General features: G+C 60.9%; 12 protein-coding genes and 2 tRNA genes. 6 read left to right on the forward strand and 8 right to left on the reverse strand.

Annotated features, from left to right (window positions below; all coding sequences use genetic code 11):
- Window positions 1-75, reverse strand: a tRNA-Asn gene (locus AC2FNZ_RS07080).
- A gap of 74 nt (window positions 76-149) precedes the next feature.
- Complete coding sequence (locus tag AC2FNZ_RS07085; protein ID WP_496840039.1) at window positions 150-1,064, reverse strand: MBL fold metallo-hydrolase; 915 nt, start codon at window positions 1,062-1,064, stop codon at window positions 150-152.
- Window positions 1,065-1,108: 44 nt separating this feature from the next.
- Between AC2FNZ_RS07085 and AC2FNZ_RS07090 the strand changes: the two genes are divergently transcribed.
- Window positions 1,109-2,428, forward strand: a complete 1,320-nt coding sequence (locus AC2FNZ_RS07090) for an ATP-binding protein (RefSeq protein WP_496840041.1) — start codon at window positions 1,109-1,111, stop codon at window positions 2,426-2,428.
- 13 nt (window positions 2,429-2,441) lie between these two features.
- Here the strand turns inward: AC2FNZ_RS07090 and AC2FNZ_RS07095 are convergent.
- Window positions 2,442-2,518, reverse strand: a tRNA-Ile gene (locus tag AC2FNZ_RS07095).
- A gap of 106 nt (window positions 2,519-2,624) precedes the next feature.
- On the opposite strand from AC2FNZ_RS07095, the gene purM reads away from it, so the two are divergent.
- The 3 genes from purM to rnd all read left to right on the forward strand — a co-directional run bounded on the left by purM (window position 2,625) and on the right by rnd (window position 5,535).
- Window positions 2,625-3,671, forward strand: coding sequence for a phosphoribosylformylglycinamidine cyclo-ligase (gene purM, locus AC2FNZ_RS07100; RefSeq protein ID WP_496840042.1), 1,047 nt, complete (start codon window positions 2,625-2,627; stop codon window positions 3,669-3,671).
- Complete coding sequence (gene purN, locus AC2FNZ_RS07105; protein WP_170586837.1) at window positions 3,668-4,264, forward strand: phosphoribosylglycinamide formyltransferase; 597 nt, start codon at window positions 3,668-3,670, stop codon at window positions 4,262-4,264. Before purM ends, purN begins: the two co-directional genes overlap by 4 nt.
- Before the next feature lie 113 nt (window positions 4,265-4,377).
- Entirely contained in the window at window positions 4,378-5,535 is a 1,158-nt protein-coding gene (rnd, locus tag AC2FNZ_RS07110) for a ribonuclease D (protein ID WP_496840043.1), read from the forward strand.
- A gap of 8 nt (window positions 5,536-5,543) precedes the next feature.
- On the opposite strand, the gene AC2FNZ_RS07115 is transcribed toward rnd, so the two are convergent.
- Complete coding sequence (locus AC2FNZ_RS07115) at window positions 5,544-6,068, reverse strand: hypothetical protein (RefSeq protein WP_170338953.1); 525 nt, start codon at window positions 6,066-6,068, stop codon at window positions 5,544-5,546.
- Between the two features lie 137 nt (window positions 6,069-6,205).
- Here AC2FNZ_RS07115 and AC2FNZ_RS07120 point away from each other — a divergent pair, with 137 nt between their 5' ends.
- Window positions 6,206-6,616 (forward strand): SufE family protein, encoded by a 411-nt coding sequence (locus tag AC2FNZ_RS07120; protein ID WP_170368495.1) that lies wholly within the window; start codon window positions 6,206-6,208, stop codon window positions 6,614-6,616.
- Window positions 6,617-6,641: 25 nt separating this feature from the next.
- Here AC2FNZ_RS07120 and AC2FNZ_RS07125 read toward each other — a convergent pair whose 3' ends face one another.
- Together AC2FNZ_RS07125 and AC2FNZ_RS07130 are read right to left on the reverse strand one after the other, a co-directional pair.
- Entirely contained in the window at window positions 6,642-7,313 is a 672-nt protein-coding gene (locus tag AC2FNZ_RS07125) for a DUF1638 domain-containing protein (protein ID WP_496840044.1), read from the reverse strand.
- Between the two features lie 175 nt (window positions 7,314-7,488).
- Window positions 7,489-8,187 (reverse strand): corrinoid protein, encoded by a 699-nt coding sequence (locus AC2FNZ_RS07130; protein ID WP_093962188.1) that lies wholly within the window; start codon window positions 8,185-8,187, stop codon window positions 7,489-7,491.
- A gap of 277 nt (window positions 8,188-8,464) precedes the next feature.
- On the opposite strand from AC2FNZ_RS07130, the gene AC2FNZ_RS07135 reads away from it, so the two are divergent.
- Complete coding sequence (locus tag AC2FNZ_RS07135) at window positions 8,465-9,535, forward strand: PA0069 family radical SAM protein (RefSeq protein ID WP_496840045.1); 1,071 nt, start codon at window positions 8,465-8,467, stop codon at window positions 9,533-9,535.
- A 38-nt stretch (window positions 9,536-9,573) separates the two neighbouring features.
- Here the strand turns inward: AC2FNZ_RS07135 and gltA are convergent, their stop codons facing one another.
- Both gltA and gltX read right to left on the reverse strand, forming a co-directional pair.
- Window positions 9,574-10,869, reverse strand: a complete 1,296-nt coding sequence (gene gltA, locus AC2FNZ_RS07140) for a citrate synthase (RefSeq protein WP_093962186.1) — start codon at window positions 10,867-10,869, stop codon at window positions 9,574-9,576.
- 120 nt (window positions 10,870-10,989) lie between these two features.
- Window positions 10,990-12,390: a glutamate--tRNA ligase gene (gene gltX / locus AC2FNZ_RS07145; RefSeq protein WP_496840046.1), complete on the reverse strand. Its 1,401-nt coding sequence runs from the start codon at window positions 12,388-12,390 to the stop codon at window positions 10,990-10,992.
- Window positions 12,391-12,417 lie beyond the last annotated feature (27 nt).

Genomic DNA, 12,417 nt, shown 5'->3' on the forward strand with positions numbered 1-12,417 from the left:
TGGCTCCGGCGGTAGGGATCGAACCTACGACCAATTGATTAACAGTCAACTGCTCTACCGCTGAGCTACGCCGGAACTGAGGCGCGTATAGCAATCCGGTTTTTCGGCGTCCAGAGGGGAAAAGCACCCAGGGTAAATTTTTTGCGCGTTCAGGCGATGCGGTGAAAACTGCTCTGCACCGACAGGGCGCCTTGGGGGGCGACGCGGTCTTTTCCGGTCAGGTCCACCAGATGGGCAAAAACGTTGCGCTCGGCCGCTGGAAGCAGGGCAGGCGGTGTTTCGACATAGATCCGCTGGGCCAGATCCCGGGCTGTGCCCGGGCGCTCGGCCAGCGCGTCGAGGATTTGTGCCTCGCGTTCCAGCCGATGGCGGATCAACCAGTCAAGCCTTCCCGAGGGGTCTGTGATCGGCGCGCCGTGTCCGGCATGGAAGATGGACCAGTCGCGGGCGCGTAGCCGGTGGCAGGCCTTCATGAAGTCTGTCAGATCACCATCCGGAGGCGAAACCAGCGAACTGGCCCAGCCCATTACGTGATCGGCGGTGAAGCACACGTCTCCCCAAGCCAGCGCGATGTGATTGCCCAGATGGCCCGGTGTGTGAATGACCTCAAGGCCCCATCCGTCCTCCTCGAGCCGGTCGCCGTCCGCCAACTCGATGTCCGGGCGGAATTCCGTGTCGATTCCCTCGCCGCCGCCGGCGAGGCCTTGCTCGGCCATTTGGGACATGACCGCGCTGCGCCCTGCCTGTGGCCCGCCAAAGGCGTAGATCGGGGCACCTGTCCGCTCTGACAGCGGGGCAGCCAGCGGCGAATGGTCCAAGTGGCTGTGGGTGACCACGATATGGCTGATCTTTTGCCCGGGCTGCAGCGCATCCAGAATGGCTTGAATGTGACTGTCGCTCAACGGTCCGGGGTCGATTACGGCAAGGTCGCTGGTGCCCAGGAGGTATGTATTTGTCCCCAGATAGGTCATCGGCGACGGGTTAGGGGCCAGCAAGAGCCTGAGGCCCGGCTGCAGGGCGACAGGGATCCCCGGTTTCGGGTTGAAATCGTCTGCTGGCAGCATCTTGGCCTCTTTCTCTTGGCGGGGCAGCCCGCTAGGTTTAGCGCATGTCCTCGCGTTGGCTCAAACCCTATTTGCCCCGCAGCTTGTATGCCCGGGCGGCTCTGATTCTGGTGCTGCCGGTGATCGTGGTTCTGTTGGTGGTGTCGGTGGCATTCGTGCGTGAACACCTCGAGGATGTGACCGGTCAGATGACCCGCGCGGCGTCGCGCGAAGTGCGGCTGGTTCTGGAAGATATTCAGGGTGCCGAAACCCAACAGCAGGCGCTGGCCGCGCTGCGCCCGGATCTGAGGGTGCTGGACATGCAGGCCCGCTTCCTGGGGATCAACGAAACGCCTAGGATTGAACCGCGGCGCTGGTATGATTTCATCGCGCCGCAGATCGACGCTGATCTTCAAGAGCTGCTGCCAAACCTCGTGGCGGTATCGTTGCCGGACAGTCAGGTCGCGACTTTGTTCTTGAACACCCATCTGGGTGTGTTGGAGCTTGGCTTCGATCGCCGGCGACTGTCGACGGTCGCCCCGCACCAGTTGATCGTCACGATGCTGTTCTTTGCGGTGATCATGACCTCGATTTCGTTCTTGTACATGCGCAATCAGTTGCGGCCGATCACTCGGCTGGCCGTTGCGGCGCAGGCTTTTGGACGGGGTCGGGTCGTGCCGTTCACCCCCGGAGGGGCCGTCGAGGTGCGGGCCGCCGGTAGCGCGTTTCTTGACATGCGTGCCCGGATCGAGCGGCAGATCGAGCAGCGGACCTTGATGCTGTCGGGTGTCAGCCATGACCTGCGAACGCCTCTGACCCGGCTCAAGCTTGGCCTGTCGATGCTGCCCGAGGACGATGCCAAGCCGCTGCTTCAGGACGTGAACGAGATGCAGTCACTCCTGGATGCCTTCCTTGATTTCTCGCGCGGCGCGTCTGAGGGAGAGCAGGTCGAGATTCGTCCGGATGAGCTTTTGCGCTCGATCGTGGATGATGCGCAACGGGCCGGACAAAGTGTCGATTTGCTGCCGCCCGAAGGGCAGGGCGCAGTGATGCTGCGTCCGACTGCGATCCGCCGCGCCGTGGAAAACCTGATCGGCAACGCGGTGCGCTACGGGTCGCACGCGATGGTCAGCATGACCCTGACCGACAAATCGCTGCGCATTCGGGTTGAGGATGATGGTCCCGGCATCCCGCCCGAGCAGCGGACAGAGGCGGTAAAGCCATTCAGCCGGTTGGACCCGTCGCGGAACCAGAATCAGGGCAGCGGGGTGGGCCTCGGGCTGGCGATCGTTGCAGATATCGCTCGTGTCCACGGCGGTGTTTTGCGCCTGGGCCAAAGCGAACGCTTGGGCGGTTTGTGCGCAGACATCATCATTGGGCGGTGATTTCGGCCGTATTTGGTAGGCCCGGAGGGACTCGAACCCCCAACCAAAGCGTTATGAGCGCTCTGCTCTAACCAATTGAGCTACAGGCCCGCCTGAGCGCTTGGGTACCACGCAGAACAGCCGCGTCAAGCCTGACCGTTGCAACGCGGCGCACAATCGACTAACCCGCGCTGAAAGCATTCATGAGGGAACGGCCATGACAGCGGGCAAGAACGGCATCACCTATGCAGATGCGGGTGTGGACATCGATGCGGGCAATGCCCTGGTTGACCGGATCAAGCCCGCCGCCAAGCGTACGAACCGCCCCGGCGTCATGAGCGGCCTTGGCGGGTTCGGCGCGCTGTTCGACCTGAAAGGGGCAGGGTATTCCGACCCGATCCTGGTGGGCGCAACCGATGGCGTCGGCACCAAGCTGCGGATCGCGATCGACACCGGCGTGGTCGATGGCGTGGGCATTGATCTGGTGGCCATGTGCGTGAACGACCTGATCTGCCAGGGGGCCGAGCCGCTGTTCTTCCTGGACTATTTCGCAACTGGCAAGCTGGACACCGACACCGCAGCGCGGATCATCGAGGGCATCGCCGAGGGCTGTGTCCGCTCGGGATGTGCCTTGATCGGGGGTGAGACCGCCGAAATGCCGGGGATGTACCCGGATGGCGATTTCGACTTGGCAGGCTTTGCCGTCGGCGCGATGGAGCGCGGCAGCGATCTGCCCGCCGGTGTGCAGGCCGGGAGTGTTCTGCTGGGGCTGACCTCGGACGGGGTGCATTCCAACGGCTATTCGCTAGTGCGCAAGTTGGTTCAGATCTCGGGCCTGGGATGGGACGCGGGCTCACCGTTTTGTGACGGGCCTTTGGGAGAGGCGCTGCTGACTCCCACGCGGCTTTACGTCAAACCCGCCCTGGCCGCGATCCGGGCCGGTGGCGTCCATGCGCTGGCGCATATCACCGGCGGCGGGCTGACCGAGAACCTGCCGCGCGTGCTGCCGGACGATCTGGGTGCGCAAATCGACCTGACCGCCTGGGATCTGCCGCCGGTGTTCCGCTGGATGGCGGAAACCGGAGGCATCGCCGAGTCGGAAATGCTCAAGACTTTCAACTGCGGAATCGGCATGATCGTCGTCTGTGCCGCCGACCGCGCCGATGACTTGGCCGCCCTGCTGTCGGATGCCGGCGAGAGCGTCGCGCGCATCGGGTCGGTCACCGAAGGGGCGGGCGTCAGCTACGCAGGCAAGCTGCTGTGAGCCACAAGCGCGTCGCCATCCTGATTTCCGGGGGCGGGTCGAACATGGTGTCGCTGGTCGACAGCATGACCGGTGACCATCCGGCGCTCCCCTGTCTGGTTCTGTCGAACAATGCAGATGCTGGCGGCTTGGCCAAGGCGGCGGATCGCGGGATTGCCACAGCCGTGGTCGATCACCGACCGTTCGGTGGTGACCGCGCCGCATTTGAGGCCGAGCTGTGCAAGCCGCTGCTCGAGGCGCAGCCAGACATCGTCTGCCTGGCGGGGTTCATGCGCGTGCTGACTGGCGATTTCGTGTCCCGCTTTCAGGGGCGGATGCTGAATATCCACCCCTCGCTGCTGCCCAAGTACAAAGGGCTCAACACCCACGCCCGAGCCATCGCCGCCGGGGATGCCGAACACGGCTGCACCGTCCACGAGGTCACCGCGGCGTTGGATGACGGGCCGATCCTGGGGCAAGCCCGAGTTCCGGTCGAACCCGGCGACACCCCGGATTCGCTTGCTCGGAAGGTGCTGGCCTGGGAACACAAGCTGTATCCGGCGGTTCTGGAGCGCTTTGCCCGTGGCGATCGCGCACCGGTGTTACTCCCCTGATCTTGCGCCAGAGATTTACATGAGCGGCCAATTCGGCCTATGGTCTGGCCAAGCGCTCGGGGCAGAAGAAACCAACGGGCAATGACCAGAGCAAGAGCAAGAATAGCAAGCGCATGAAGACCCTCAAAACCACGCGAGAGTTGGCTGACTTCTGCAAGGCTGCCGCCCAACACCCCTATGTGACCGTCGACACCGAATTCCTGCGCGAGCGGACCTACTACTCCAAGCTATGTCTGGTGCAGTTGGCTGTGCCCTCTGAAGACGAGGACAACGCGGTATTGGTCGATCCGCTGGCAGACGGGTTGTCGCTGGAGCCGCTTTACGAATTGTTCCAAAACGAAAACGTCGTCAAAGTGTTCCATGCCGCCCGCCAGGACCTTGAGATTTTCTGGGTAGAAGCCGGCATTTTCCCCAAACCGCTTTTCGATACGCAGGTCGCTGCGATGGTTTGCGGTTTCGGGGAACAGGTTGGCTATGAAACGCTGGTTCGCAAGATCTGCAAACAGGGTCTGGACAAGACCTCGCGGTTTACCGATTGGTCGCGGCGCCCGCTGAGTGAGGCGCAGCAGACCTATGCGCTGGCGGATGTGACGCATCTGCGCAAAATCTATGAACATCTGGCCGCCGAGCTGGAAAAGTCCAAACGCAGCCATTGGGTAGCGGAGGAGTTGCGCGTTCTGACCGATCCCGCAACCTATGACATCCGCCCCGAAGAGGCATGGCGGCGGGTCAAGACCCGGACCAACTCGGCCAAGTTCCTTGCGGTGGTGCGGGAGCTTGCCCGGTTCCGTGAGGAATATGCCCAACAAAACAACGTGCCGCGAAGCCGTGTATTCAAGGATGATGCGCTGGTCGAACTGGCGTCGACCAAACCACGCACGCATGCTGATCTGGGCGGCTCGCGTTTGCTGCTGCGCGAAGCGCGGAAAGGTGCCATCGCCGACGGGATTCTGGCCGCCGTGCAGGCAGGTGTGAATTGCCCGCCAGAGGATCTTCCCAAAGTGGACAACAACCGGGACAAGATCAAGGTGAACCCTGCGCTGGCTGACCTGCTGCGAGTTTTGCTGAAGTCAAAGACGGAAACCGCAGGGGTCGCGGCCAAGCTCATCGCGACCAGCTCGGAGCTGGATCAGATCGCGGCTGGGGACCGTGACGTTGCTGCGATGTCCGGCTGGCGGTTCGAGGTCTTTGGCGAGGACGCGCTCAAACTTTGCAGAGGCGAGATTGCCTTGGCAGCGAAGGGGCAAACTGTTCAGGTCGTCCCCCTGTAAGATTGATTTCAGCGCCGACGCGATTCCAGGGCGTTCTGCTGACCGACCACGCGGATCAGACGAATGCCTTCAAGGTCCTGACGGCTGACATTGACTGCATCGGTCACTTCACGCGTACGTTCGGGCCCCTGTGCAGTGGCATAGGTCGGGTAGTTCACGCGGAAAACGAACTCCATGACGCCGTTCTTCCGGTTTTCCTCGGATTCGACGAAGGTGAGCTTTGCGTCATAGGCGCCCTGGCGGAAGGCGGTGCCTTGCGCGACCACAATGGCACCCGAGGCGTTCGGCTCGATCCGCAGCTCTGTGATGGTGGTGATCGGTACGCTGGTGTCTTCGGGTTCAGGGCGCGCGAACAGTCCCCGGCCCGAGCTTTGCTTCGGTACCAGCGCGTCTGCGTCGCTGGCCGATGTCTCGACCGGGGCAGGGGTGCTGTTCCCGAACCAGTTCGACGGGTTTGCCCGGGAATCGCGCCAGCTGCTGCAGGCGGACAGGGTCAACAGGGCGACAAGAAGGACGGAAACAGTTTTTTGCATGGACCCAAAGCTTTGCAAGGTATTACCCGCACTGGGTAGCCTACTTTCGGTCGTTTGAAAAGCCGCCCATAGGGGTGGACACCGGACATCGGGCGACTTAGGTCAGAACCAGAACCGCAACCAGAGGACCCACGTTCATGGCCACGCCTGCCTTTGAGGAGATTGTCGAGGATTTCGAGTTCCTTGAGGACTGGGAAGACCGGTACCGCCACGTGATCGAGCAGGGCAAGGCGATGGCTCCGCTGGATGACGCCTTGAAGGTGCCGGCAACCAAAGTCCATGGCTGCGCCAGTCAGGTCTGGCTTCATCCGGTGATCGAAAATGGTGTTTTTCGGTTTGACGGCGACAGCGACGCGCTGATCGTGCGTGGTCTGATTGCTGTATTGCGCTCGCTTTACAACGGTTTGCCCGTTGCCGAAGTGGAGAAGGTCGACGCCGCGGCCGAGCTTGCCCGATTGGGGTTGAATGAACATCTGTCGGCCCAGCGGTCGAACGGTGTGCGTGCGATGATCGACCGAATCCGAGACGTAGCGCGCGAAAACGCCTGAGACAGTTTCACCACTCGGGGGCCAATCATGAGGATTTGGGGCGCGCGCCGGCCCAGTCTGTCAGCGTGGTCTGGAGATCGCCATATCCGGTGAAACGGCGTTCGAACTCCAGCCCCATCCGATCCGCGCATTCCTGTGCCCGACGGGTCAGTTCGGGGTCATCTGTCTGCGCCTGGTAGATCAGCTTGGTGTAATTTCCGAAATACATGTCGCGCAATTCCGGGTGCCGATCCAGCCCCAGCGGCTTCCAGACGAACGCATCAAATTGTCTGGCCAGAAAGTCAGTCAGGTAAAAGGCCGTAGTCTCATCGTCGCCGCGTTCGGCGAATTTGTCGTTTCCCTCGAAGAAGGAATAGCAGTGCGGCCCCCGCACCATTTCGACTCCCAGCCGTTTACAAGCCTGCTCCAACAGTCCGCCGGTCCCGCAATCGGCATAGACGACAAAAATCCGGTCATACTGGTCGCGATGCTTGGCGACGGCATCCTCGACGGCCTGAGTGATCCGTTCGGGATAGACATGCAGGATGGCAGGCAGGCACGTCAGTGCAAGGTGGTCCCAGCCGTTGCGTGTCTTCAGGTCCAGAATCTCGCGCGCCAACGCACCGCAGGCGATCAACAGGATGCTTTGCCGTGCATCCATTTCGTCAAACCCCTGTTCCGTCAGGCGTTTGTCGTCAGGTATGTCATGCTGCGGCATGTGTCGCCTCCGCAAGGTTCCAATGTCAAATGACTGCGAAAAAGCCCCGGATGCAAGTTCGCGGCCTTTGGGATCACACACTCGGCACCCGAGTTTCAATCTCGTTGTGTTGCCCTGGCGCGGAAATGAAAAAGCCGCCCGGACAGGCGGCTTTGACAAAACAAGGCGTGCAGGATCAACCCGCCAGTTGGTTGTGCTTGCGCGAGACGAACTCCTTGGCGGTTTCGACCGCAACCGCCGCGTCCCGGCAATAGGCGTCAGCGCCGATTGCCTTGCCGAACTCTTCGTTCAGTGGGGCACCGCCGACCAGCACGATGTAATCGTCACGCTTGCCCTGTTCGACCAACGTGTCGATGACCACTTTCATATACGGCATGGTCGTCGTCAGCAGGGCCGACATGCCCAAGATATCAGGCTGCTCGGTTTCCAGCGCTTCCAGGTAGTTTTCGACCGGATTGTTGATGCCGATATCGACAACCTCGAAGCCGGCGCCTTCCATCATCATCGAGACGAGGTTCTTGCCGATGTCGTGGATGTCGCCCTTGACGGTACCGATCACCATCTTGCCGACGCGCGGAGCGCCGGTTTCCGCCAGCAGAGGCTTGAGGATGGCCATGCCGCCCTTCATCGCGTTCGCGGCCAGCAGAACTTCGGGCACGAACAGGATGCCGTCGCGGAAATCCTGTCCGACGATGGTCATACCGCCGACCAGCGCCTTGGTCAGAATGTCATACGGTGCCCATCCACGTTCCAGCAGGATGTTCACGCCTTCTTCGATCTCTTCCTTCAGGCCATCGTAGAGGTCATCAAACATCTGTTCGACGAGTTCGTCGTCGTTGAGTTCCGACAGGACGATGTCTTCTTCATCGGACATGGGTCATTTCCCTGAGCTGGCGGGCCTTGTGCCCTTGGTGGCTGTTTTTCCCGTTTTGGCCATTTCGCCGCAGTTAGACTGTGACGATTGCGACCTCGGCGGCTCCGAGACCGACCTATAGGTGAAAATCTTGCCGCGCTCGACGCCAAATTTCACATGATCTTTCTGAGCGGTATTCATGGGTTCTGTGCCTGGAACAAGGCGGGCAACTGTGATGGCGGACTTGCCGCGGAAACCCGCAGATGCTAGGAGTATCGAGAACAAAAAGGAAACAAATATGCCGTTGCGCCACACTAATTCCGGGCGAGGTGCCGTATCGAACGACGCTGGTCGGTACGAGGCGTATGCGCACGAAGCGGTCGATGACGGCTGGGAGGATCCCGAGCCTCTGCCTCCCTTGCGAACCACGGTGCGGGACGAGGTCGCGAAGTCTCTGATCACCTACAACAAGTCACCGGATCTGCCATTTGACCGGTCGATCAACCCATATCGCGGGTGCGAACACGGTTGCGTCTACTGCTTTGCCCGACCCACACATGCATATCTCGGTCTATCTGCCGGGTTGGATTTCGAAACGCGTCTGATCGCACGTCCGAACGCGCCGGATGTGCTTGCACGCGAGCTTTCGTCCGCGCGGTACAAGGTGGCGCCGATTGCGCTGGGTACAAATACGGACCCGTATCAGCCGATCGAAAAAACACGTTCGATCACAAGGGCCTGCCTGGATGTTCTGAGAGATTTCAACCACCCGGTTGCGATCGTGACCAAGGGCGCTTTGATCGAACGAGACATCGATATTCTAGCTCCGATGGCCGCCCTTGGGCTGGTCCGGGTCGGCATCTCGCTGACCACGTTGGATGATAGCCTGTCGCGGCGGATGGAACCGCGTGCCCCTGCACCAAGACGCCGGCTGCTCATGATCCGAAAGTTGACCGAGGCCGGGATACCCGTTCGCGTCATGACGTCCCCGATCATACCGGGACTGACCGATCACGAGCTTGAAGCGTTGTTGGAGGCGGGCCGTGACGCGGGCGCGGATGCGGCCAGTTGGATCATGCTACGGTTGCCCCGCGAAGTCTCGCAACTGTGGCAGGAGTGGTTGTCCGAACACGAGCCCGGTCGCGCCGAAAAGGTCATGGCGCGGTTGCGCGAAATGCACGGGGGCAGGGACTACGACCCGCGGTGGGGGCATCGGATGCGCGGCGAGGGGGTCTACGCCGAAATGGTCGCCAAGCGGTTCAAGTCTGCGATTGCGAGGCTTGGCTTGGCGACCACAACTCCCAAACTGCGTTGCGACCTCTTTGCCCGGCCTGCGCGGGCCGGGGATCAATTGTCACTGTTCCAATAAGAAAAGACCCCGCTCGATGGCGGGGCCTGTTGTCTGTCTCAGCGGTTTTCGATGTCGACGTAGTCGCGCAGAGTTTCGCCCAGATACAGCTGGCGCGGGCGGCCAATCTTGTTCTGAGGATCGGCGATCATTTCTTTCCACTGGCTGACCCAGCCAACGGTGCGCGACAGCGCGAAGATCGGGGTGAACATCGAGGTCGGGAAACCCATCGCCTCGAGGATGATGCCCGAGTAGAAATCGACGTTCGGGAACAGCTTCTTGTCGACGAAATACGGATCTTCCAGTGCCTGTTTCTCAAGCGCCTTGGCGACCTGCAGTTTCGGGTTGTTCTCGATGCCCAGCAAGTCCAGAACCTCATCGGCCGACTGCTTCATCACTTTGGCGCGCGGGTCGAAGTTCTTGTACACGCGGTGGCCAAAGCCCATCAGGCGGAACGGATCGTTCTTGTCCTTGGCACGTTCAATGAACTCGGGAATGCGGTCGACGCTGCCGATCTCTTCCAGCATCTCCAGGCAGGCCTGGTTGGCGCCGCCGTGCGCAGGGCCCCAGAGGCAGGCGATACCGGCTGCAACACAAGCGAACGGGTTTGCGCCCGAAGACGAGGCCAGACGCACCGTCGAAGTCGAGGCGTTCTGTTCGTGATCGGCGTGCAGGGTGAAAATCCGGTCCATGGCGCGGCTGAGGATCGGGTTCACCTCGTAATCCTCGGCCGGAACCGCGAAACACATGCGCAGGAAGTTCGACGCATAGTCCAGATCGTTGCGCGGATACACGAAGGGCTGGCCGATATGGTATTTGTAGGCCCAGGCCGCGATGGTGGGCATCTTGGCGATCAGGCGGTGCGACGCGATCTCGCGCTGGCGCGGATCCGAGATGTCGGTCGAGTCATGGTAGAAGGCAGACATCGCGCCCACGACACCCACCATGATCGCCATCGGGTGCGCGTCTCGGCGGAACCCGCGATAGAAATACTGCATTTGCTCATGCAGCATCGTGTGGTGGGTGATGGTGGATTCGAACTGTTCCAGCTCGTCGGCCTTAGGCAGATATCCGTACAGCAGCAGGAAGCAAACTTCGAGGAAGTGCGATTTCTCGGCCAATTGGTCGATCGGATAGCCACGGTGCAACAACTCACCCTTTTCACCGTCGATATAGGTGATGGTGCTGTCGCAGCTTGCGGTCGAAGTGAAACCCGGGTCGTAGGTGAACACGCCGGCCTGACCATAGAGCTTGCGGATGTCGACTACATCGGGTCCTGCCGTTGGCGAATGAACCGGCAACTCATAGGTTTTTCCGTGGACGGTCAGAGTCGCTGTCTTGTTGCTCTCGGTCATGTTTTCCCTTCCTCAATCATACGAATGCCGGCTCGCTGACCGACAAAACGGGCGGTGATCGCGCAAGGCTGCGCGAGTCAGGTCGTAGCGGAGCAGCATTGCCCGAATGTGAAGTCAGGACTATGCCGCTGCATCAGAAATCCGTGCAATGGTCTCATCCCGACCCAGCACGAGCATCATGTCAAAAACCGAAGGTGTGACGGCCCGACCCGCCAACGCAGCCCTGAGGGGGCCAGCCAGCTTGCCGAACTTCAACCCGTTTGCCTCGGCAAACGAATTGAGGGTCTCCTCCAGTTCGTTCCGGGTCCAGCTAGCATTTTGCAGCTGCGGCGTCAATTGATCCAGTATACCGTCGGATACAGAACTCAGCGCCTTTTCTGCTTTCTCATCGCGCCGGATCGGCCGCGAGGTCAGTGCAAAATGCGCCTTTTCAAGGAGTTCTGGAAATGTACGCGCCCGATCCTTGAGGCAATACATCGCACGTTCCAAATCATCCGATTGTGTTCCTGTCAGCGCAGGCAGGCCAGCGGCGTCCAGATATTCTTCGATTTCATGCCGCAATGCAGCATCTTCGGATGTGGCGATGTGCTGTCCGCACAAGTTCTCGAGCTTTTTCAGATCGAACCGCGCCGGGCTTTTCCCGATTCCGTCCAGGTCGAACCATTCCTTGGCCTGTTCATCTGTAAAGAACTCGTCGTCCCCGTGGCTCCAGCCCAGGCGCGCCAGGTAGTTTCGCATACCGGCGGCAGGATAGCCCATGGCCTGATACTCCTGCGCGCCCAACGCGCCGTGCCGCTTGCTGAGTTTCTTGCCGTCAGGGCCGTGGATCAGCGGGATGTGCGCCCAAACCGGAACCTTCCAGCCCATGGCTTCATAGATCATCATCTGCCGCGCCGCGTTGTTCAGGTGGTCGTCGCCGCGAATGACATGGGTCACACCCATGTCGTGGTCATCAACGACCACCGCCAGCATATAGACCGGTGTACCGTCCGAACGCAGGAGGACCATGTCGTCCAGCTGATCGTTTCGGATGGTCACGTCACCCTGGACCTTGTCGCGGATGACAGTTGTGCCATTCTGCGGTGCCTTGATCCGCACAACGAAAGGGCGATCGGGGTGGGTGCTGGGATCGGCGTCGCGCCACGGGCTGCGGAACAAGGTCGACTTGCCTTCGGCCCGGGCCTGTTCACGAAAGGCTGCGATCTCTTCCTGGGTTGCAAAGCACTTGTATGCTTTGCCTTCTGCCAGCAGCTGGTGGGCGACTTCGGCGTGACGAGCTGCGCCCTCGAACTGGCTGATGACATCTCCGTCGTGGTCGAGCCCGAGCCAGCTCATGCCCTTGAGGATTGCCTCGGTCGCTTCGGGCGTTGACCGTTCGCGGTCCGTATCTTCGATCCGCAGTAGGAACTTTCCGCCTCGTCCGCGGGCGTAGAGCCAATTGAACAGCGCAGTACGGGCTCCGCCAATGTGCAGATAGCCGGTGGGCGAGGGTGCAAATCGGGTGACGACCTGATCGGACATTGTAGTGATTAACCTTTTGGTAACCGC

It is taken from the genome of Ruegeria sp. SAZA006, assembly GCF_059613465.1.